The organism is Streptomyces achromogenes (genome assembly GCF_030816715.1).
In the GTDB taxonomy this organism is placed as follows: Bacteria; Actinomycetota; Actinomycetes; order Streptomycetales; family Streptomycetaceae; genus Streptomyces; species Streptomyces achromogenes_A.
Genome location: NZ_JAUSYH010000001.1, coordinates 5,855,245 through 5,876,015, shown reverse-complemented (window position 1 = coordinate 5,876,015; position 20,771 = coordinate 5,855,245). Strand labels below are relative to the sequence as shown.

At 73.7% G+C, this 20,771-nt stretch carries 19 protein-coding genes; 11 read left to right on the top strand and 8 right to left on the bottom strand.

Annotated elements, in window-relative coordinates; genetic code table 11:
• Positions 1-40: 40 nt before the first annotated feature.
• Positions 41-838 (bottom strand): nuclease-related domain-containing protein, encoded by a 798-nt coding sequence (locus QF032_RS26545; protein WP_307057741.1) that lies wholly within the window; start codon positions 836-838, stop codon positions 41-43.
• 110 nt (positions 839-948) lie between these two features.
• On the opposite strand from QF032_RS26545, the gene QF032_RS26540 reads away from it, so the two are divergent.
• The 10 genes from QF032_RS26540 to QF032_RS26495 all read left to right on the top strand — a co-directional run bounded on the left by QF032_RS26540 (position 949) and on the right by QF032_RS26495 (position 11,562).
• A complete protein-coding gene (locus QF032_RS26540; protein WP_307045886.1) occupies positions 949-1,458 on the top strand; it encodes a protein-tyrosine phosphatase family protein in 510 nt (169 codons plus the stop codon).
• 284 nt (positions 1,459-1,742) lie between these two features.
• Complete coding sequence (locus QF032_RS26535) at positions 1,743-2,702, top strand: hypothetical protein (protein ID WP_373430385.1); 960 nt, start codon at positions 1,743-1,745, stop codon at positions 2,700-2,702.
• Entirely contained in the window at positions 2,699-4,111 is a 1,413-nt protein-coding gene (locus QF032_RS26530; RefSeq protein WP_307045884.1) for an ATP-binding protein, read from the top strand. The genes QF032_RS26535 and QF032_RS26530 overlap by 4 nt, the downstream gene beginning before the upstream one ends.
• A gap of 70 nt (positions 4,112-4,181) precedes the next feature.
• On the top strand, positions 4,182-4,916 hold the full coding sequence (locus tag QF032_RS26525; RefSeq protein WP_307057739.1) for an SH3 domain-containing protein: 735 nt from the start codon (positions 4,182-4,184) through the stop codon (positions 4,914-4,916).
• 52 nt (positions 4,917-4,968) lie between these two features.
• Positions 4,969-6,564, top strand: coding sequence for an FtsW/RodA/SpoVE family cell cycle protein (locus QF032_RS26520; protein ID WP_307057737.1), 1,596 nt, complete (start codon positions 4,969-4,971; stop codon positions 6,562-6,564).
• Positions 6,561-8,015 carry a peptidoglycan D,D-transpeptidase FtsI family protein gene (locus QF032_RS26515; protein ID WP_307045879.1) on the top strand — a complete coding sequence of 485 codons (1,455 nt, stop codon included), beginning with the start codon at positions 6,561-6,563 and terminating at the stop codon, positions 8,013-8,015. Before QF032_RS26520 ends, QF032_RS26515 begins: the two co-directional genes overlap by 4 nt.
• A gap of 94 nt (positions 8,016-8,109) precedes the next feature.
• Entirely contained in the window at positions 8,110-9,048 is a 939-nt protein-coding gene (locus tag QF032_RS26510) for an AurF N-oxygenase family protein (protein WP_306949302.1), read from the top strand.
• A gap of 36 nt (positions 9,049-9,084) precedes the next feature.
• Positions 9,085-9,735: a TetR/AcrR family transcriptional regulator gene (locus tag QF032_RS26505; protein ID WP_306949303.1), complete on the top strand. Its 651-nt coding sequence runs from the start codon at positions 9,085-9,087 to the stop codon at positions 9,733-9,735.
• Between the two features lie 14 nt (positions 9,736-9,749).
• Positions 9,750-10,112 carry a hypothetical protein gene (locus tag QF032_RS26500; protein WP_307057735.1) on the top strand — a complete coding sequence of 121 codons (363 nt, stop codon included), beginning with the start codon at positions 9,750-9,752 and terminating at the stop codon, positions 10,110-10,112.
• A gap of 103 nt (positions 10,113-10,215) precedes the next feature.
• The gene (locus QF032_RS26495; protein ID WP_307045874.1) at positions 10,216-11,562 is read left to right on the top strand and encodes a C40 family peptidase; all 1,347 of its coding nucleotides are present in this window, start codon (positions 10,216-10,218) and stop codon (positions 11,560-11,562) included.
• On the opposite strand, the gene QF032_RS26490 is transcribed toward QF032_RS26495, so the two are convergent.
• The 6 genes from QF032_RS26490 to QF032_RS26465 all read right to left on the bottom strand — a co-directional run bounded on the left by QF032_RS26490 (position 11,535) and on the right by QF032_RS26465 (position 18,881).
• Positions 11,535-13,010 (bottom strand): hypothetical protein, encoded by a 1,476-nt coding sequence (locus QF032_RS26490; protein ID WP_307057733.1) that lies wholly within the window; start codon positions 13,008-13,010, stop codon positions 11,535-11,537. The genes QF032_RS26495 and QF032_RS26490 overlap by 28 nt on opposite strands.
• Positions 13,011-13,077: 67 nt before the next feature.
• On the bottom strand, positions 13,078-14,331 hold the full coding sequence (locus QF032_RS26485; protein ID WP_306949307.1) for a styrene monooxygenase/indole monooxygenase family protein: 1,254 nt from the start codon (positions 14,329-14,331) through the stop codon (positions 13,078-13,080).
• Positions 14,332-14,355: 24 nt separating this feature from the next.
• Positions 14,356-15,000, bottom strand: coding sequence for a GTP-binding protein (locus QF032_RS26480; protein ID WP_306949308.1), 645 nt, complete (start codon positions 14,998-15,000; stop codon positions 14,356-14,358).
• Entirely contained in the window at positions 14,981-15,403 is a 423-nt protein-coding gene (locus tag QF032_RS26475; protein WP_306949309.1) for a DUF742 domain-containing protein, read from the bottom strand. Before QF032_RS26475 ends, QF032_RS26480 begins: the two co-directional genes overlap by 20 nt.
• Entirely contained in the window at positions 15,400-15,903 is a 504-nt protein-coding gene (locus tag QF032_RS26470) for a roadblock/LC7 domain-containing protein (RefSeq protein ID WP_307045868.1), read from the bottom strand. The genes QF032_RS26475 and QF032_RS26470 overlap by 4 nt, the downstream gene beginning before the upstream one ends.
• Positions 15,900-18,881 (bottom strand): sensor histidine kinase, encoded by a 2,982-nt coding sequence (locus QF032_RS26465; RefSeq protein WP_307057731.1) that lies wholly within the window; start codon positions 18,879-18,881, stop codon positions 15,900-15,902. Before QF032_RS26465 ends, QF032_RS26470 begins: the two co-directional genes overlap by 4 nt.
• Positions 18,882-19,249: 368 nt before the next feature.
• Between QF032_RS26465 and QF032_RS26460 the strand changes: the two genes are divergently transcribed.
• A complete protein-coding gene (locus QF032_RS26460) occupies positions 19,250-20,041 on the top strand; it encodes a hypothetical protein (protein WP_307045864.1) in 792 nt (263 codons plus the stop codon).
• A gap of 105 nt (positions 20,042-20,146) precedes the next feature.
• Here the strand turns inward: QF032_RS26460 and QF032_RS26455 are convergent, their stop codons facing one another.
• Positions 20,147-20,647 (bottom strand): MarR family winged helix-turn-helix transcriptional regulator, encoded by a 501-nt coding sequence (locus QF032_RS26455; protein ID WP_373430384.1) that lies wholly within the window; start codon positions 20,645-20,647, stop codon positions 20,147-20,149.
• Between the last annotated feature and the right edge of the window lie 124 nt (positions 20,648-20,771).

Below are 20,771 nucleotides of genomic sequence, written 5' to 3'. Positions count from 1 at the left end.
GCTTCTGAACAGGTGGGTGCAGGCTTCTGACCAGGTGGGGTCAGACTTCTGACCAGGTTCTGCGGTCTCTGGCCATCGCGTGGAGGGCCTCCACGTCCGCCGGTTTGAGGACTCCGCCCAGGCGGACCAGGTCGGGGAGGTCGGTGTCGGTCAGGACGCGGACCTGGCGCGGGGGGCCGGTGAAGGCGACGTCCGTCGGGCCCACCAGGGCGAGTACGGGACGGACCTCGGCCGTGAGGGCGTGAGACGCGCGGTCGGCGTCGCCCCGGATTCTGCGGAGCAGGGGCTCCGGCTCGCGGCGCCCCAGCCCGACCACCGGATCGGCGATCCGCACCCGATGCCTACGGGCGTACAGCGTGTGGACGGCGAACAGGCCCGCCGGACCGATGGCCAGGTGATGGAGCCGGTCGCCGCCCGGGAGCGGGAGGGAGTGCAGCGTGTGCCAGCCCGCGCCGTCGAGTCGGTCCAGCGCCTCGCCGACCGTCTGCTCGGCCGCGAGGGATCGCCGGCGCGGGTCGGTGCGCAGCCGGTGGGCGGGGTCGCGGTCGAGGTCGACCAGGAGGGCCTCGCCGGGGCGGTTGGGGGCCAGGTCGTCGTCCGGGTGAAGGGCGAGCCGGGCCAGCTCGGCGGGTGTGGGGACGGGGGGCGGGCCGACCGTGACCGGGCCGGTGACGAAGGGGCCGAGGACCTCCAGGACGTCCTCCCTGCGATCTTCGGAGACCAGGTTGATCCTGGCCGCCTCACGGTCGTACCAGGCGATGTTCCTGCCGTCCGTGAGGCAGACGTAGAGCCGCTCCCGGCCATGCCTCCAGGTCGGTATGACGCGCAGTCCGTTCATGCACCATCACCCCACGACCATGGGAACAGGAGGGACGCTCCGGGGCAAGAAGGCGGTTACCCGTGGAGTGAGTTGGGCAGAGACCGGGCACCGCGTTTGGGGAGGTGCCGTTGCGGACTCGCAGGAAGCGACCCGACGTACCGGAACCGGATCGTCCGTGGAGTGAGATCGTGCCCGGGCTGTGGATGGGCGGCCATGGGTTCCGGGGGCGTTCCGGAGAGCGGGAGCTCGCCGTGGTGCGGGACGGGTTCGATCTCGTCCAGACGCTGACCCGGGCCAGGCCGGGACACGGGCCCGGCCCCGGTGTGGAGCACCATGTGTGGCCGATTCCCGACGGACCGCTGGACGGCACCCAGCTCGCCGGGGTGATCCGGCTGGCGCAGGCCGCGGGCGACGCGCTGGACGCGGGGCGGACGGTCCTGGTGCGCTGCTACAGCGGTTACAACCGGTCGGGGCTGGTCGTCGCGCACGCGCTGATGCTCCAGGGGCGCTCGGCCGACGACGCGATCCGGCTGATACGGTCACGGCGCTCGCCGTGGGCCCTGCACAACGAGCTGTTCGTGGAGTACCTGCGCGCGGGACTGCCGACGGCCCGACTGCTCGAGGAATTGGCCGAGTAATCGTTTCTCCCGTGGTCAGCGCCTCGGCAGCGGCTCGGCACCGACTCGGCGTCGGCTCACCCTTCCGGCCTACCGGTACGCAAAACGGACTTCCTTACGAATTAAGGTGTGCCCGGGGGCCGGCGTCGACGCCGGTCGCAGGCCCGTAGTCATCGTCGTCGGAACCGTCCCCGCCATCGTCCCCGTCATCGCCATCGCCATCGCCATCGCCACCGCCACCCTCCCCGTCATCGTCGTCACCGCCATCGCCACCGGTCGTAGGCCAGAGGGGTCACAGGAGTCCCGTGTTCCGCAGTCGTCCCGCCGACCCCGGCACCCCCGGTCCGTCCGGCCCCGACCCCGGCACCCCCGGTCCGTCCGGCCCCGGCCCGAGCGGTCCCGGTCCGTCCGGCCCGCGCGGTCCTGTCGACGGTCCCGGGCGTTCCGGCGGACCGGTCCGCCGGAACGCCCGGTTCGCGCTCGCCGCCGTCGCCGTCGTCCTGCTGGGCTCGGTCGTCGTGGGCTGCGGGGACGCCGGGGAACTGAAGGGGGCGGGCGCCACGCCGACGGCGATCAGCCCGGACCGGCTCTGGCCGGATCTGACCCCCGCCTCCCGCCCCGCCTTCGACATCGGCGAGGTGGAGACCGAGGTGGTGCGGGGCGTCACCGTGCCCGGCGGGAACATCCGGGCGGTGGACCCGGTCTCGGTGGTCCGCCGGGAGATCGCCCGGAATCCGGGCGACTACGGTGCGGGAGCGTACGCGGAGACGGCCCGCCGGATGGCGGACTGCGGCAGGAGCGGCGCGAAGGCGGCCGAGTGCCCCGTCCTCAGGGCGTACTACCGCGACCTCACCGGTGACGGTCACGACGACATGACGCTGGGCTTCCGGCAGTTGCCCGGGAACCTCACGGCGGTCCGCGTCTACACCGTCCGCGAGAACCGGCTCGTGCAGATCATGGGCTACGAGGACGCCGTCAGCGGGGTCGAGCTGGCCGCCCGGTCCGTGATCATCCGCGCCCCCTCGGAGGTCGCCGGGTACGAGTACCGCCTGCAGTGGACCTGGGACCAGCAGCAGCAGGCCATGCTGCTCACCCACGACGAGATGCTGCGCATCGGCGGCCGCAAGCACACCCCGCGGTCGTCCGCCTCCGCTCCCGCCCCGGGAGCCACGACCCCTCCGACGGCCTCCCCCACGACCTCGTCGGCGCCCTCTTCCGACCGGGGTTCCGACTCCCCCGCCGCCTCCTCCGCGAGCGGCCGATGAGGCTGGGGATGCCCTCCTGGGCCGGCACGCTCGCCGTGAAGGCGGCCGTCTTCATCACCGTGATGTGCTGCGCGCTGGCCGCCCTGCTCGGTGTGCTGGTGCACGTGTCGGTGACGAACCAGACCGTCGGCCAGGCCCGCGACCTCGCGCTGTCCAGGCTGAAGGAGGCGACGGCGGCGTTCGAGGCCGGGGACACGCTCGGGTGGGGAGCGCGCGTCGACCCGCCGGGACTGCCCGCCTCGCTGCGGGCGTTGGCGGCGGCAGGGGAACGCGGCACCATCGTCGCCGACCGCGAGGGACGGCCCACGATGTGGGCGGCGGGCCCGGTGGACGGCGGGCGGGCCCTCGCGGTCGCCGTCGACTACTCGCAGAGCGCCCGCACCATCGAGGCGCTGGACACCGCGATCCTGTGGTCGTCGGCGCTGGCGATCGGGGCGACGCTGCTGGTCGGCGCGGTCGCGGTGACCCGCGTGACCCGGCGGCTGCACACCACCGCGCAGGTGGCCCGGCGGATCACCGCCGGCGATCTGGACGCCCGTGTGAACGACCCGCGCGCGAGGGAGCCGGGCCGGCCGCGGGACGAGGTGGGCATCGTGGCCGTCGCCCTGGACTCGATGGCGTCCTCGCTGCAGGGCAAGCTGCTGAGCGAGCAGCGGTTCACCGCCGACGTGGCGCATGAGCTGCGGACCCCGCTGACCGGGCTGCACGCGGCGGCCGAACTGCTGCCGCCGGGACGGCCGACGGAGCTGGTGCGCGACCGGGTGGCGGCGTTGCGCACACTCACCGAGGACCTGCTGGAGATCTCCCGGCTGGACACCGGACGGGAGCGGCTGGAGCTGGACGCCGAGGACCTGACGGCGCTGGTCATGCGGGTCGTACGGACGGCGGAGGCCTCGGACGGCTCGAGCGGCGTGGGTGGTTCGAGGGGCGTGAGTGGTTCGGGTGCGGCCGGCGGGACGCCTGCCGGCAATGGTCCGGGCGGCTCGGGTGGTCCGGGGGGCTCGGGCGGCTCCCGCGGCCCGACGGCCGGCATCGCGGTCACCGTCGTCCGGGACGCGCGCGTCGAGACCGACCGACGGCGCCTCGAACGGGTGCTGGGGAATCTGCTGGCCAACGCGCGCCGGCACGGACGGGCGCCGGTCGTGCTGACGGTGAACGGGCCGATGGTCACCCTGCGGGATCACGGGGACGGCTATCCGGAGTACCTCATCACCCACGGGCCGCAGCGGTTCCGCACCGAGGGCGGGGCGAAGGGGCATGGACTCGGTCTGACGATCGCGGTGGGACAGGCGGAGGTGCTGGGGGCGCGGCTGACGTTCGCCAACGCCGCGGACGGCGGCGCGGTGGCGACCCTGACGCTGCCTCAGACGCCTCCGGCCGCGAGCGGCCTCCCCGATGGCGCAGCGTGACGGGCGGCGAGCACGAACCGCTCCTAGTGTGGCGATAAGTCAGCTTCACCCTCTTCGTGGAGGTATCGCCATGTCCCTGCGTTCCACCCTGACCCGTCTCGCCGTGGTCACCGCAGCCGGCGCCCTCGCCGCCTCCGCCGCCGTCACCCCGGCACTCGCCGACGGCGGGGACGGCGTCCACGCCCAGCAGGGCGGAACGAACGACTGGCGGCACGAGGGCGGCGACGGCGACGACTGGCAGTCCGGCGGCGGCGGTGGCGGTGACGGCGGCGACGACTGGCAGCCCGGGGGCGGCGACGACCCCTGGCAGTCCGGCGGCAACCAGAACGGCAACCAGAACGGCGGCAACCAGTCGGGCGGCAACCAGTGGCAGTCGGGCGGCAACCAGAACGGGAACCAGTCCGGTGCCAACCAGAACGGCAGCCAGTCCGGCGGCAACCAGTCCGGCGGCAACCAGTGGCAGTCCGGCGGCAACCAGTCCGGCGGCAACCAGTGGCAGTCCGGAGGCAACCAGTCCGGGGGCAACCAGTGGCAGTCCGGCGGCAACCAGTCCGGGGGCCAGAACGACGGCCGCCGCTCGCGCGGGCGCGTGACCGCGAGCGAACTGCTGCTGCGCAGTGCGCCCACCCGGGCGAGTCAGGTGATCCGGGTGGTCCACCGCGGGGACATCGTCTCCATCTTCTGCCGGACCTCGGGTCAGGACGTCCAGGGCAACGCGCAGTGGTACCTCCTGACGGACGGCACCTGGGCCTGGGGCTCGGCGCGCTACATCGAGACCATCGGCGCGCCGCCGCGCCGGTGCTGACACGACCGCCCGGCACGGCTCACAAGCAGCCACATTTAGGTAAGTTCCGGACATGACGAGAACCGGAGTCGGAGCGGGGACCACCGTGGTGGCGGCCGACGCGCCCGCTCCCGCGGCAGGCCTCCCCCGGCGCCGTGGCGTCGAACTCGCCCTGATCGTCCTGGCCGTCCTGCTCTCGGTGTACGGCTACTGCGCGGTCGGCCTGGCGAAGCTCGGCGCCGTGCCGCCCGGCGCCGCCGGCTACGGCGCCGGGCTCGGGGTCCTCGCGCTGCTGGCGCATCTCGCGGTGCGGTGGCGCGCCCCGTGCGCCGACCCGCTGCTGCTGCCCATCGCGGTGCTGCTCAACGGGATCGGCCTGGTGCTGATCTACCGGCTCGACCTGGAGACGCCCGGCGACCGGGCCTCGCCCACCCAACTGGTGTGGTCCACAGTCGGGGTGGGCCTGTTCATCGTGGTGGTGACCGTGCTGGGCGACCACCGCGTGCTGCAGCGGTACGCGTACGTCTGCGTCGTTGCGGCGCTCGCCCTGCTCACCCTCCCGGTCCTCTTCCCACCGGTGAACGGGGCGCGCATCTGGATCCGGGTCGCCGGGTTCTCCATCCAGCCCGGCGAGTTCGCCAAGGTGCTGCTGGCGGTGTTCTTCGCCGCGTATCTGGCCGCCAACCGCACGGCGCTGACGTACGCGGGCCGGCGGATCTGGCGCTTCACGCGCATGCAGCTGCCGACCGGACGCGTGCTCGGCCCGATCGTCGCGATCTGGCTGCTGAGCGTCGGCGTGCTGGTGCTGGAACGGGACCTCGGCACCTCCCTGCTCTTCTTCGGCCTGTTCGTGGTGATGCTCTACGTGGCCACCGGCCGCACCGGCTGGATCGCCGTGGGCCTGCTGCTCGCCTCGCTGGGCGCGGTCGCCGTCGGCCGTCTCGAACCGCACGTGCACAGCCGGGTCGAGGACTGGCTGCACCCGTTCGCCTCCATCGACGCCGGCCAGGGCCCCAACCAGCTCGCGCAGTCGCTGTTCTCCTTCGCGGCCGGCGGGATGCTCGGCACCGGGCTCGGCCTCGGTCACTCCGTCCTCATCGGCTTCGCCGCGAAGTCGGACTTCATCCTGGCGACGGCCGGCGAGGAACTGGGCCTGGCGGGGCTGTCGGCACTCTTCCTGCTGTACGGGCTGCTGGTGGAGCGCGGCTTCCGGGCCGGGCTGTCGCTGCGCGACCCCTTCGGACGGCTCCTGGCGGCCGGCCTCGCCTCGATCGTGGCGCTCCAGGTGTTCGTGATCGCGGGCGGGGTGACCGGCCTGATCCCGCTGACCGGCATGGCGATGCCGTTCCTGGCGCAGGGCGGCTCCTCGGTCGTCACCAACTGGGCGATCGTGGCGCTGCTGATCCGGGTCAGCGACTCGGCGCGGCGGCCGTACGACAGGACGCGCCCCGAGGCACACGGCGACACGGGACACGGAACGCACGCCGAAGCACGCGACGACGCACCCCCCGAGGCGCGCCCCCGCGCAAGCGACGAAGGGCTCGGCGGAGGACTCGGCGCAGAGTTCGGCGAAGGGCTCGGCGAGGCGCGCGGCGGAGGCGCCGACCACACCTCACCGCACACCACCTCACCGCACACCTCACCCCACACCTCGCGGAGGCCCGGGTGACCCGGCACATCCGGCGCGCCGCCGCGTTCTGCGCCCTGCTGCTGGCGGCGCTCCTGGTCAACGCCGCGCGCGTCCAGGTCGTCCGGTCCGAGGCCTACGACGGCAACCCGGCCAACCGGCGGGCGGCCATCGCCCGTTACGCCCAGCCGCGCGGCGACATCCTGGTCGGCGGGGTCCCGGTCACCGGCTCCCGGGACACCGGCGAGCAGCTGCGCTACGAGCGGACGTACCTCGACGGGCCGCTGTACGCGCCGGTGACGGGCTTCGCCTCGCAGGTGTACGGGACGACGTTCCTGGAGCACAGCGGGGACGGCGTGCTCTCCGGTTCGGACCCGCTGCTCGCCTCGTTCCCGCTGTGGGACGACGTCACCCGCGGCCGCCCGGCCGGCGGCGATGTGGTGACCACGCTGAACCCGAGGGCCCAGCGGGCGGCGTTCGAGGGGCTGGACGGGCGCAAGGGCGCGGTGGCGGCGGTGGAGCCGTCGACGGGCCGGGTGCTGGCGCTGGTGTCGAGTCCGTCGTACGACCCGGCCGCGCTGTCCGGGAACGACGCCCGCACGGAGCGGGCCTGGGCGCGGCTCAACGGCGACCCGGACCGGCCGATGCTCAACCGGGCGGTGCGGCAGACGTATCCGCCGGGTTCGACGTTCAAGGTGGTCACCGCGGCGGCGGCGCTGGACGCGGGGGTGATCACCGACCTGGACGCGGCGACCGACTCCCCCGCCCCCTACCGGCTGCCCGGCACGCGGACGCGGCTGACCAACGAGGGCGACGGCTGCGAGGACGCTCCGCTGCGGGACGCCTTCGAGTGGTCGTGCAACACGGTGTTCGCGAAACTCGGCGTGGACACCGGCCTGGCCCCGATGACCCGGACGGCGCAGGCCTTCGGCTTCAACGACCTGGACGTGCGGATCCCGTTCGCCGTCGCGCCGAGCACCTTCGACACCTCGCTCGACCGGGCGCAGCTGGCGCTGTCCTCGATCGGCCAGTACAACACGCGGGCCACTCCACTGCAGATGGCGATGGTGTCGGCGGCGGTGGCCGACGGCGGTCAGGTGCGCACGCCGTACCTGGTGGAGCGGACGACGCGGCGGGGCGGGGCCACGGTGTCCACCGCCGGCTCCCGTCCGTCGCGGCAGGCGATGCTGCCCTCGACGGCGCGGCGGCTGCGCGAGCTGATGACGGACGTGGTGCGGGAGGGCACCGGCGTGAACGCGGCGATCCCGGGCGCGATCGTCGGCGGCAAGACGGGCACCGCGCAGCACGGCCTCGGCAACGCCGGCATCCCCTACGCCTGGTTCGTCTCCTGGGCGCAGGACGTGCGGGACATGGAGCCGCGGGTCGCCGTCGCGGTGGTGGTGGAGGACGGGTCGGCGCGCCGCGGGGACATCACCGGCGGCGGGATGGCGGCCCCGATCGCGCGGGCCGTGATGGAGGCGGTGCTCGACTGACGGCGTGCGCGGCGCCGGAGCACCTCGGCTGCCCGGTGCGGGCAATTCCGCGCAGGGGATTGACGGGCTTGCTGACAAGCAGTCTCATAAGTGCATGACGACCCTCACGGATGCCGACGCGGTGGAAGGGCTGCGGGACGCGCTGGGCCTGCTCAAGGACCGGGAACAGGTGGCCGAGCGGCTGCTCGCGTCCTCCGCCAAGCACTCCTTCGACCCGGACCAGGAGCTGGACTGGGACGCCCCCTTCGAGGAGGGCAAGTGGTTCTGGCCGCCGGAGCTCGTGTCGCTGTACGACACGCCGCTCTGGCGGCGGATGGGCGAGGAGCAGCGGATCCTGCTGTCCCAGCACGAGGCCGCCGCGCTCGCCTCGCTGGGGATCTGGTTCGAGATCATCCTCATGCAGCTGCTCGTCCGGCACATCTACGACAAGGCGGCGACGAGCGCACACGTGCGGTACGCGCTCACCGAGATCGAGGACGAGTGCCGGCACTCGAAGATGTTCGCCCGGCTGATCTCGCACGGCGACACGCCCTGGTACCCGGTGAGCCGCGCCCACCAGAACCTGGGCCGGGTCTTCAAGACGATCTCCACCACCCCCGGCTCCTTCACCGCGACGCTGCTCGGCGAGGAGGTCCTCGACTGGATGCAGCGGCTGACCTTCCCGGACGAGCGGGTCCAGCCGCTGGTCCGGGGCGTCACCCGGATCCACGTCGTGGAGGAGGCCCGGCACGTGCGCTACGCCCGCGAGGAGCTGCGCCGGCAGATGATGACCGCCCCGCGCTGGTCCCAGGAGTTCACCAGGGTCACGTCGGGTGAGTTCGCCCGGGTGTTCTCGGTGGCCTTCGTGAACCCGGAGGTCTACACGAACGTCGGCCTGGACCGGCGGGAGGCCATGGCGCAGGTCCGGGCGAGCGGGCACCGCCGGGAGATCATGCAGACGGGATCGAAGCGGCTGACGGACTTCCTGGACGACATCGGGGTGCTGCGCGGCGTCGGACGCCGGCTGTGGCGGTCGTCCGGACTGCTGGCGTAGGCGCGGCCCCGGGGGCAACGGATTACGCTGCACGTCATGACGCCCGCCGCCCCCGCCTACCGTCGTCTCAGCGTGGAGGAGCGCCGCAGCCAGCTGCTGGAGGCCGCGCTCTCGCTGTTCGCGCACCGCGTCCCCGAGGACGTCTCGCTGGACGACGTGGCCGAGGCGGCCGGGGTCTCCCGGCCGCTCGTCTACCGGTACTTCCCCGGCGGCAAGCAGCAGCTCTACGAGGCCGCCCTGCGCTCCGCCGCCGACGAGCTGCACCACTGCTTCGACGAGCCGCACGACGGGCCCCTCCTCCCCCGCCTCGCCCGCGTCCTCGACCGCTATCTGACCTTCGTCGGCCGCCACGACGCCGGCTTCAGCGCCCTCCTCCAGGGCGGCAGCGTGGTCGAGACGTCCCGGACGACGGCCATCGTGGACGGCGTGCGCCGGGCCGCCGCCGAGGCCATCTACAGCCACCTGGCGGTGGCCGAGCCCGGACCGCGGCTGCGGATGACCGTCCGCATGTGGATCACCGCGGTCGAGGCGGCCTCGCTGATCTGGCTCGACGAGGACAAACAGCCGCCCGCCGACGAGCTGCGGGACTGGCTGGTCGACCAGTTCGTCGCCGTCCTCATGGTGACCGCGGCCCGGGACGCGCAGACCGCCGAGCTGGTCCGGGGTGCGCTGGCCGCGGAGACCTGATCGACACTGGTGGCGTGAAGAGCCAAGACACCCCCTTCGAAGGCGGTCCCATGGACGGCCGGGTGCTGCCCGTGCTGCTGGGCCCGACGGGGCATCCGCCGAAGACGTACCGCATCCCCGTCCCGGACCCGGCCGGCGGCCCGCCCACCGTCCTGGTCTACCGGCGGGTGCCGCGCGGCCACAGCAAGCGGCTCGGGCTGCCCCAGGGCTGGAAGTACGCGTTCGATCCCGAGGGCAAGGACAGCGGACGGCCGCGCTGGCCCTGGTCGAAACCCGACGCGACGTCCGGCCCCGCGGCCGGCGGCACGCCGGAAGCGACGCGCGACGCCACGCCCGACGCCACGCCGGACGGACGGCGGGACGACGCCGACGGGTGACCCCGTTGCGCCGAACCGCGCACGCTCGGCGCGCGGACCGCGCGGATCCGTCCGAAGCTCGCCCTGCGGGATGGAGGGGCCACCCCGCAGCGGAGGTGATGGCGTGTCAGGAAGACTGCTGCGTCTGGCCTGTACGGTCGCCACGGCGGCGCTCGCCGCCCAGACCGTGCTGGCCCCGGGATACGCCGCGGCCGCCCAGGAGCCCCCGGAACCGGGCGGACCGACGGCGACCGCCCCCGCGCCCCCCGACCGGAACACTCCCCCCGCCCCCGAGGCGCAGAAGGCCGCCGCCGACGGGGGCACGGGCGAGGCGGACGGGGCGGACGACGACGTTCTGGGCGGCGCGGACGAGGGCGACGGAGGCGGAGGCGGCTCGAGAGAAGCGGAGGACGGCGGCGAGCGGACCGCCGCGGAGCTGCTGACGGAGCTTCAGCGGCTCTACCGCGAGGCCGAACGGGTCACCGAGGCCTACAACGCCACCGAGGAGCAGCTCGCGCGGCGGCGCGCCGAGACCCGGCGGCTGGACGCCGGCCTGGTGCGGGCGCGGCTGTCGCTGCACGACAGCCGGGGAGCGGCCGGCCGGCTGGCCCGCCAGCAGTACCAGGGCAGCACCGGCATCTCCCCGTACCTGCGCCTGCTGCTCGCCCGCGATCCGCAGCACGCCCTCGACCAGGGGCATCTGATCGGGCAGTTGGCGCGCGAGCGGGCCGTGGCGGTCGGCCGGCTGACGAGCGGCGAACGCCGGGCCGACGGGCTGGCGCGCCGGGCGCGGGCCGCCCTCGACGCACAACTCACCCTGACGGCGCGCAAGAAGAAGGAGCGCGACGCCGTACGGGGGCGGCTGGCCGCCGTCGAGAAGCTGCTGGCCTCCCTCACCGCCGACCAGCTCGCCGCTCTGGAGAGACTGGAGGAGGACGGCGTCGCGCAGGCGCAGCAGCGGCTGGTCGCGTCCGGTGCGCTCGGCGCGGACGACCGCAAGCCCTCGAAGGAGGGCGAGCGGGCCGTCCGGTACGCGGTGCGGCAGATCGGAAAGCCGTACGTCTGGGGCGCGGAGGGTCCGGGATCGTACGACTGCTCGGGCCTGACGTCGCAGGCCTGGGGTCACGCCGGGACGCCCATTCCCCGCACCAGCCAGGAGCAGTGGGCGCGCCTGCCGCATGTGCCGCTGAGGGAGCTGCGCCCCGGCGACCTGGTGGTCTACTTTCCCGAGGCCACCCACGTCGCGCTGTACCTGGGCGGGGGAAGGGTGGTCCAGGCGCCGAGGACCGGCGAGAGGGTCAAGGTCTCGCCGATCGCGTCGCATCCGGTGCTGGGGGCGGTGCGCCCGGACCGGCGGGCGGCGTCCCCGCGGCGCTCCGCACCGCCGGAGGCCCGCGGCACGGCGACGGCGGGCCCGCCCCATCGGCCGGGCGCCACGGCGGGTCAGGACGTCAGGAGAGCCGCGCAGTAGGAGTCCACGCCCATCAGCGGGGGCGGCGGCGTGACCGGCCGTATCGCGCGGACCAGCCGGGGCACCTCACGGGACCAGCGGCGCAGCGGGAGCCAGGCGGCGACGTGGGCCTGTTCACGGTCGGTGCCGCGGCGCCCCTCGCCGCCGACGTCGTGACGCATCCGCGGGGCGCGGCCGCGGCCGCGGCGCTCGACGACGTTGCGGGTGAAGGTGTTCGCCACGGCCCGCATGTCGGCCTCGGTGAAGACCTCCGGCAGGCCGGGGGCGTCGTGGTAGAGGCAGAGGAAGTCGATGTCGATCAGGGCGTGTGTGACGTCCTCGGGAACGGTGACCGCGCGGTAGGAGGGGCGGACGTCGGAGCCGTCGGTCTTGGCGGAACCGGTCGCCTCCCACCCCTGGTACACGCGGCCGAAGCCGGGCCAGTACGGCCAGACGGCCGCGCCGTCGGAGACGGTGAGGTCGCCGTGCAGGGCCCGGGCCATCGCGGTGGCCCGGTCGCGCCAGCGGGCCTCGCCGGTGACCACGGCGAGCTGGACGGCGGTCCGGCCCATGGCGAGGAACTCGTTGGTGGGCAGCTCGGCGCCCGCGAAGGAGACCGGCTCGTCGGGCAGCCAGCGGTAGAAGCCGCGCCCGTCGTCGGTGGTGCCCCACTGCTCGTCGTGGACGCGCATCGCCCGGTCCACCGCCTCGAGGTAACCGTCGATACGGCCGCGCACCGCGGCGGGCACGGACTCCGGGCGTTCGCGGGCGAGTCGGGCGAGTCCGGCCATGGGGTAGGTGATCATGCCGGTCTGGGCGGCGAGCGAGACCATGGCGGGCCGTACGGCGAAGGTGCCGGGACGCGGCCGCCGGGGGCCGCGTCCCGGCCGGTCGGACGGCAACAGCCGGGCGGTGACCGCCGTGCGCTGCTCGTACGCGGCGTACAGGACCCGGTCCGCGCGACGCTCGTCCAGCGGGTCGAGGCTGAGCCCCGCCACCTCGACGTCCGTCCGCTGGGGTCCGGTCACGGATATGCGGAAGTGCCGGTCGCCGTCCGGGTGGACGGCGACTCTGGCGGTCCTGGCGTGCGGCGGACAGACCGTGATCTCGAGGGCCGGCCGGTCGTCCGTGTCGTGCAGGACGACGGAGGCGGCGGTGAACTTGTGGGCGGTGCTCCACACCGGCAGGCCGCGGCCGCGGAAGTCGCTCACGCCCCGCAGATCGTCGCGCGCCAGGAGGACCTGGTCGATGAGGTGCGCGAGCCGCTCGGCGTAGTCGGGCCGACCGGTTCGCCGGGCCATCAGCAGATGTCCCTGCATGCGCCACGAGGTGCCCCAGCCGATGACTCCGGTCTCGTTGTGGGGCAGGACGTGCGGGCCGTTCACTCCGACGAAGTTGCGCTCGGTCTCGTCGAAGGAACGTCTTCCGACACGATGCAGGCCGGTAAACTTGTCTTCAAGAAACGGCATCGGGCGAGTATGGCACCGTGACCGGGCCCGCTCACCGCCGTTGCGTGAATTCCCGCCGGCCAGTGCCTCAGGCCCCGGTGACCTCCGCCAGATAGGCGCCCGTCTTCGCCGGCTCGTAGAAGAAGTTCTCGAAGTCCGCCGGGTCGTTGAAGGCGTTGGCGACACGATCGGCCACGGGCGGCAGCTGCCCGGCCGCGCCCAGCAGGTTGACGATGTGCTCCGGCGGCGGGGCCAGCATCGCGTTGGTCCACTTGGTGACGTGCCGCGCGGTGTCCCAGTACCGGTCGAAGGTGGCGCGCATCCACTCCTCGTCGAACTCCTTCTCCCCGCGCTCGAGGATCGACGCGAGGTAGGCGGCCGCGCACTTGGCGGCCGAGTTGGAACCCTGGCCCGTGATCGGGTCGTTGGCGACGACGACGTCCGCGACGCCCAGCACCAGGCCGCCGCCGGGAAGGCGGCCGATCGGGTTGCGGACCGTGGGGGCGTAGCGGCCGGCGAGCGTGCCGCCCGCGTCCGTCAGTTCCACCCTGGTGGCCCGCGCGTACTCCCAGGGCGTGAACTTCTCCATGAGCTCCAGCGTCAGGGAGAGGTGCTCGGCCGGGTCCTTGACGCCGTTGAAGACGTCCAGGGGCCCGCCGGGTATGCCCTCCCAGAACAGGATGTCCGCGCGGCCGGAGGTGGTGAGCGTCGGCATGACGAACAGTTCGCCGACGCCGGGCACCAGGTTGCAGCGGACCGCTTCGGTGTCCGGGTGCTCCGGGCGCGGGCCCAGCCCGTGGACGTAGGCGACGGCGAGGGCGCGCTGCGGCTCGGCGTAGGGGGAGCGCTCGGCGTCCCGGCCGAACATCTGGACGAGTTCGCCCTTGCCCGCGGAGACCAGGACGAGGTCGTAGGCGCGGGAGAAGTAGTCGAGGTCGGAGACCGCCGCGCCGTGGATCACCAGCTGGCCGCCGCGCTGGGCGAACGTCTCCATCCAGCCGGCCATCTTCACGCGCTGGTCGACGGACTGGGCGAAACCGTCGAGCCGGCCCAGCCAGTCGATCGCGCGCTGGGTGGGGCCGGGGTCGTGGGAGCCCGGGGCGGCGACCGAGACGCCGAGGCCCTGGATCTTCGGGGCCTGCTGCTCCCAGAAGTTCAGCTGGAGGTCCCGCTCGTGCTGCAGGGCCGTGTGGAACATGCACTGCGTCGACATGACGCGGCCGGAGCGGATCTCGTCCGCCGTCCGGTTCGACATCAGGGTGACCTCGTACCCGTGCGACTGGAGGCCGAGGGCGAGCTGGAGTCCGGACTGGCCGGCTCCGACGACGAGTATCTTCCGCATGCGGGGATGGCTCCTAAATGAGGACTACTCGGGGGTTTCGTCGAGCGCGTGGCCCACCAGGGCCAGGAGGGTCTCGATCACCGAGATCCGGCGCCGCGCATCCATGATCATGACAGGTATGTGCGGGGGGACCGTCAGCGCCTCCCGCACGTCCGTCGGCTCGAACAGGTCACTGCCGTCGAAGTGGTTGACGGCGACGACGTACGGCAGGCCGCAGCTCTCGAAGTAGTCCAGCGCGGGGAAGCAGTCCTTCAGACGGCGGGTGTCGGCCAGCACGACCGCGCCGATCGCGCCGCGGACCAGGTCGTCCCACATGAACCAGAACCGCTGCTGGCCCGGCGTGCCGAACAGGTAGAGCACCAGGTCGTCGTCGAGGGTGAGCCGGCCGTAGTCCATGGCGACCGTGGTGGTGACCTTCTCCGGGGTGCCGGTGAGGTCGTCGGTCTCCTCGCTCGCCCGGGTCATCAGAGCCTCCGTCTGGAGGGGCTCGATCTCCGAGACGGCGCCGACCAGGGTGGTCTTGCCGGCTCCGAAGCCGCCCGCCACCACGATCTTCGTGGCGACGGGGGCCCGGGTGCGGTCGGTCTGCCAGGGCTGCAGGGGTTCGTCGGGTTCGACGACGGGGGTGACGCCGGGGGAGGAGGCGGCGTCAGAGACGACGGAGTCCACTCAGCACCCTTTCCAGCAGAGCGCGGTCGGGACGGCCCGTACCGTGAGCGGTACCGGTGCCGTACACACGGATCTTTCCCTGGTCCGCGAGGTCGCTGAGGAGCACCCGGACCACGCCGAGCGGCATCCTCAGCAGCGCGGCGATCTCGGCCACCGTGCGCATCCGGCGGCACAGTTCGACGATGGCCCGCAGCTCGGGCATGACGGTGGACCTGAGCGACCCTCCCGTCAGCTCCCGCCGTTCTTCGGGGGCCTCGAGTGCCGCCACGAACGTCTCCACGAGGAGGACGTGCCCGAAGCGGGTACGGCCGCCGGTGAGCGAATAGGGCCGCACCCGGGCCGGCTTGCGGTCGCCGCCACGGACGGGGAGCTGCTGCCTGACGTTCTTCGGGCCCGTGCTCATCGCAGACTCCCGGTCGTCTCGGATTCCAGGGACTGCCGTAGTTCGCTGCGGAGTTCCGGGGTGAGCACATGTCCGGCGCGGCCCACGAAGAGGGCCATGTGGTACGACACCACGCTCATGTCGCAGTCGGCGGAGCCGTGCACGCCGAGGAGCGAGCCGTCGCTGATCGACATGACGAAGAGGCTGCCCTCCTCCATGGCGACCATGGTGTGCTTCACCCCGCCGAACGCCATGAGCCTGGCCGCCCCGATGGTGAGGCTGCCGATGCCGGAGACGATGGTGGCGAGGTCCGCCGAGGACCCGCGGGGTCCGGTGGGCCGGCTCTCCCTGGCCTGCCGGGCCGCGGCGTTGCGGCCGGGGTCCGAGGAGAGCAGCAGCAGGCCGTCGGAGGAGACGACCGCGACGGACCGGATGCCGGGGACCTCCTCCACGAGGTTGCTCAACAGCCAGTGCAGGTTACGGGCTTCACTGCTCAGTCCGAAGGTACTGGGCGCGGTCAACTGCTTGCCTCCTCGACTGTGCCCCCCGTGTCTTCTTCGGCGTGTGCGTGTGCTTCTTGAGCTGCTGGGTGCGGTGCGTTCGGTTCCGCGGAAGGTGACGGGACCCGGTTCTGGCCCGTTCGTTCGGCGATCTCCGCTTCGACGTCGCGGTAGCCGGCCTCCGCCCCCCGGCGGAAGCCGCCCAGACGGCGGCGGAGGGCGTCCGCGTCGACGGAGGCGGTCCGCTGGCGCGGGGCCTGTGCGGGTGCGGTGATCCTGGGCGTGCGCTTCGGAAGGCCCTTGTCGGTGACGAGCTCTTCCGGGGCGTCGGGGGTGCGGGTGTGCTCCGCCTCGGCCTCGGTGCCGAAGGCGGTGTCGTTGTCGAGGGCGGTGTCGGGGTCGGGGGTGCTGTCGGGGGTGGTGCCCGGTGCCGGTCGGGCCCCGGGCAGGAACGGTGCGGCGGACGCCGGTCCGGTGGTCGGTCCGGCGGGCGCCTCCCCGGCGGGTGCGGGGTCGTCGTCGCGCCACCGGGCGCTCTCCTCCCCCGCTTCCGGCGAGTCCGGCGGGCTCGGCAGCAGGAGTTCCATCGTCGTCTCGGCCGGCCTCTCGGCGGGCGGCTGCGCCACCGGCTCCGCCGTCGGCGTCGACGTGGGTTCGGGCGCCGGCTCGGGCGTCGGCGCCGACTCGGGCGCGGGCAGGGACTCGGGGGCCGGCACCTGGGCGGGCTCGGGCTCGGGCGGCTGCTCCGCCGGGGTCCGGGCCTCGCGCACCGCCTGCTCCGCCAGGGCGACCAGCGGGTCCGCGGACGGCGAACGGCCGGGCAGGACGTTGGAGTTGGCCTCCGCGTCCGCGCCGGGGAGGGTGAAGCCCTGGGTGCCGGCCGAGGCCGGGGACGTCGCCGGGATCGCGGCGGCCGGGGCGGCGGCCAGCAGCGGGGCCGGCAGGACGACGACCGCCGCCACTCCGCCCTGCTTCTGTTCGCGCAGCCGCACCCGCACCCCGTGCCGGTGGGCGAGCCGGGCCACCACGTACAGGCCGAGGCCGAGACCGTCCTCGCCCTCCTGGTCGTACGGCGTCTCGGGGTCGAACTCGGCGAGGCGGGCGTTGAGTTGGCTCAGCCGGTCGTCCGTGATCCCGATGCCCTCGTCCTGGACGGAGAGCATGACCTCGCCGTTCTCCAGGAGCCAGCCGGAGACCTCGACCGGCAGGTCCGGCGGGGAGAACGAGGTGGCGTTCTCCATCAGCTCGGCCAGCAGGTGCGAGAGGTCGTCCGCGGCGAAGCCCGCCACGTGTGCGTGCGGCGGGAGCGCGGAGATCCGGACGCGCTCGTAGCGCTCGATCTCGCTGACCGCGGCGCGGACCACGTCCACCAGCGGGATCGGGCCCGCGTGCTGCTGGACGTGCTCGGTGCCGGCCAGCACCAGCAGGTTCTCGCTGTGGCGGCGCATGACCGTGGCGAAGTGGTCGAGCTTGAAGAGGGTGGCCAGTCGGTCGGGGTCCTGCTCGCGCTCCTCCAGGCCCTCGATGACGGCGAGCTGGCGCTCCACCAGACCGAGGGTGCGCAGGGCGAGGTTGACGAAGGTGCCGCTGATGCTGTCCCGCAGACCGTCCAGCTGGGCCGCCGCGTCGCCGAGTTCGGCGCTCAGCTCCTCGCGGGCGTCGGCCATCCGCTGGCGCTGTCCGACGAGGTGCTTGCGGTCGGACTCCAGCGTGGCGACCCGCTCGTGGAGGGTGACGGCGTGCTCGTGCAGGGCGTTGACGGAGCGCACGACCTGGGCGAACTCGTCGTTGCGGCCGGTGAACGCGACCGGTTCCTCGGCCGCCGGGTTCTCCGCCCCGGCGAGCCTGGCCGATCCGCGGCGCAGCACGGACAGCGGGCGGGTGAGGCTGCGCGCCATGCCCGTGGCGACGGCGACGGCGAGCAGCATCAGCGCGCCGAGGACGGCGACGCGGATCTCCAGGCCGGTGACGTCGTCGTCGCGCAGCCGGGCGAGGTCCTCGGCGCGGTGGCCGTACAGGGAGGCCTCGGCCCCGCGCATCAGGTCGACGCGGCCGGAGAGCGCGGCGTCCAGTTTCCTGACGCCGGTGTCGAGTTCGCGGTCGCTCAGCCTGGGCTGGTCGGTGAGGGACGCGAGGTAGGCCTCGGCGGTGTCGACGTCGCCGCCGGTCACGGTGGAGTCGTAGGAGGCCAGCGTCTCCTCGGGCGCGCCCTCGCGGAAGTCGGCGAGGGCCGCGTCGGAACGCAGCCGGGCCTGCTGTGCGGCGGCGGTGAGGGCGTCGCGCTGTTCGGCGTCGGCGTCGCTGGAGACCTTCTCGGTGCTCGTCCGGCCGGTGACGGGGTTGTAGTCCGTCTCGGTCCTGGTCGGCACGCTGAGCGCCGCGAGCAGCAGTCCGCGGGTCGCGGAGGCCTGCTGGACGGCGGTGTCGAGTTCGGCGAGGGCGTACGCGCCGGAGCCCGCGCGCGGCGGCGTGTCCTCGGCCAGGCGGTCGACGAGCACATGGAGCGCGGCGATCGCCTCGGAGTAGTCCTGGTGCGCCTGCAGCGCGGTGCTCTTGCCGGTGAGGGCCGACTGCCGCGCGGCGGGGATCCCGGCGAGGGCGGCGCGCAGTGCGGCGGAGACGTCGGTCCCGGCGGTCAGCTCGCGCACCTGGAGGTCCACTTTGGTGCTGCTCTGCGTGGACGGGGCCCTGGACTTGGCGCGGCCGGCCGCCACGTAGACGGTGACCTCGTCGCGCTCGTCCGCCAGGGACTGGGCGAGGGCGAGGGCGTCCTGGGTCTGTTCGGCCAGGGTGACCAGGTCCTGGGAGTCCTTCAGCCGGCCGGAGGCGGCCAGGACGGAGGGGGCGCCGGCGCCGGCGATGGCGGCGGCCACCACGGCCACCGCGACGATCAGCCGGTTGCGCACATGGGTCGGACGGCCCTTGCCGACGGGGGTGCGCTCCGCGCCCCCCTCGGAGGCCGTCTGCCTGCCTGTACGCCGAGGCCGCGTCTTCTGCACCGGTGCTCGCATTCCTGACTCGTGTTCCAGGGGCCGGATGTGACGTTCTGTCAACTGACGCCTACGTCCGGTACGGCTCCCGACCCTCCCAGTGCCGGTGGGCAGGGGCCGCGCATCGCTCGCCCCGCCACCCGAAGGAGTGAACATCGGAGGGGAGTTGGCGGGCAAGTTCCGTCGGCGCGTGCGGCAACCCCGCCCGGCCGTCCGGTTGGACGTGGGCGGCGGGCTTTGGCAGTATTCGCCGACACGCCTTCCCGGAGTGCTTCATTCCCGCCCAAAACAGGCGTCTGACCTGCGGCGGCGTACCCGTTCAGGGTGTGTTGCCAGCCTTTCGCGGAGGCTGTGAAGGGCTCGTGCAGACTGGCCGGATGCGTACGGAACTTGTGTCGGAGGCCGGCGATCGGGCCCGTCCCAACGAGGACTTCGCGAGTGTCGGGCTCGCCGCCTCCGGGCAGGGAGGTTCGCTCGTCCTCCTGGACGGGGTGACTCCGCCGCGGGGCGGCGGGGGCTGTCTGCATTCGGTCCCCTGGTTCACGGCACGGTTGGGCGGCGCCCTGACCGAACTGACCGTTTCGCTCATGGATGTTCCGCTGGCCGAGGCGCTCGCCCTCGCCATCGCACGCACCGCCGAGGCCCATGCGGAAACCTGTGACCTTTCTCACCCACGCACGCCACAGGCGACGGCGGTCCTGGCGCGCTGGTCGCCGCGGACCGTGGAGTACCTGGTCCTGTGCGACGCGACGCTGCTGTTCGCCTCGCCCGGCGGCGCGGTGACCGCCGTCCGGGACGACCGGCTGGCCCGGGTGCCGCGCGCCCTGCTGCGCAGCGCCGACGTCGTCGACGGCACGCTGCGCAACCGGGAGGGCGGCTTCTTCACGGCGGCGGCCGACCCGGCGGTGGCGGCCCGCGCGGTGACGGGGTCCGTGCCGCGCGGGGAGGTCCGTTCGCTGGCCGCCCTGTCGGACGGGGCCGGGCGCTGGACGGAGGTGTTCCGCCAGGGCGGCTGGGAGGACCTGTTCGCCCTCGTCGACCAGCAGGGGGCGCAGACCCTCGTGGGGCGGGTGCGGGAGCTGGAGCGGGCGGACGAGGCGGCCGGACGGCCCCTGCTCGGCCGGGCGAAGACCCACGACGACGCGACGGTGGTGTGCGTGCGGCCGTGACCGGGTCCCGCGCCGGGCCCCTGGCCATGCCGGTCACGGCGGTCACGGCGGTCACGCCGGCCCGACGGCCCGGCGGCCCGGCGGCCCAGGGCCGGACCCGGTGGGTTACTTCTCCATGCCCCGGTTCAGCTGGTGCAGCAGCCGCGCCAGCTCCTCGACCTCGCCGCGGTCCCAGTGGGAGAAGTGGCTGACGTACCGCTCACGGCGGGCCTCGCGGACCCGGCTCACCCGGGTGCGGCCCTCCTCGGTGAGGTCGACCAGCCAGGCCCGGCCGTCCGCCGGGTCCGGGGCACGGGCGACCAGGCCGAGCTGCTCCAGGGCCCGCAGCTGCCGCGACATGGTGGCCTTGCCGACGCCGATGTACCCGGCGAGCTCGGTGGCCCGCTGCCGGCCGCACTCCTCCAGCCGGACGAGGAGCCCGTAGGCGGCGGACTCCAGGTCCGGATGGACCTCGCGGGCCATCTCCCCCTGGTTGGCGCGGGCCCGGCGGAACAGCACGGTCAGCTCCCGCTCCAGGGACAGGAACTCCCGGTCGTCCCGCTCCACGGCGCGCGACGGCGCGCCGGACTCGTCCCCGCGTCCGTCGCCGTCTGTGTCCTCGTGCACGTCAGCACCTCTGCCCTTTGTCTCCGGTCGCTGCCATCGGCGCAGCTCCTCAGTATTTCGCAGGCCCCGGGCGACGGCGGCTCGCAGGGCCGCCGCCGGGCACGGCGAGAGCCCGGTCCCCATG

Excerpts from the sequence above, each read along its gene's own strand:
- QF032_RS26545 (WP_307057741.1), bottom strand. The coding sequence starts at position 838 with ATGAACGGACTGCGCGTCATACCGACCTGGAGGCATGGCCGGGAGCGG.
- QF032_RS26530 (WP_307045884.1), top strand. The coding sequence starts at position 2,699 with ATGAGGCTGGGGATGCCCTCCTGGGCCGGCACGCTCGCCGTGAAGGCG.
- QF032_RS26525 (WP_307057739.1), top strand. The coding sequence starts at position 4,182 with ATGTCCCTGCGTTCCACCCTGACCCGTCTCGCCGTGGTCACCGCAGCC.
- QF032_RS26520 (WP_307057737.1), top strand. The coding sequence starts at position 4,969 with ATGACGAGAACCGGAGTCGGAGCGGGGACCACCGTGGTGGCGGCCGAC.
- QF032_RS26510 (WP_306949302.1), top strand. The coding sequence starts at position 8,110 with ATGACGACCCTCACGGATGCCGACGCGGTGGAAGGGCTGCGGGACGCG.
- QF032_RS26505 (WP_306949303.1), top strand. The coding sequence starts at position 9,085 with ATGACGCCCGCCGCCCCCGCCTACCGTCGTCTCAGCGTGGAGGAGCGC.
- QF032_RS26490 (WP_307057733.1), bottom strand. The coding sequence starts at position 13,010 with ATGCCGTTTCTTGAAGACAAGTTTACCGGCCTGCATCGTGTCGGAAGA.
- QF032_RS26485 (WP_306949307.1), bottom strand. The coding sequence starts at position 14,331 with ATGCGGAAGATACTCGTCGTCGGAGCCGGCCAGTCCGGACTCCAGCTC.
- QF032_RS26475 (WP_306949309.1), bottom strand. The coding sequence starts at position 15,403 with ATGAGCACGGGCCCGAAGAACGTCAGGCAGCAGCTCCCCGTCCGTGGC.
- QF032_RS26460 (WP_307045864.1), top strand. The coding sequence starts at position 19,250 with ATGCGTACGGAACTTGTGTCGGAGGCCGGCGATCGGGCCCGTCCCAAC.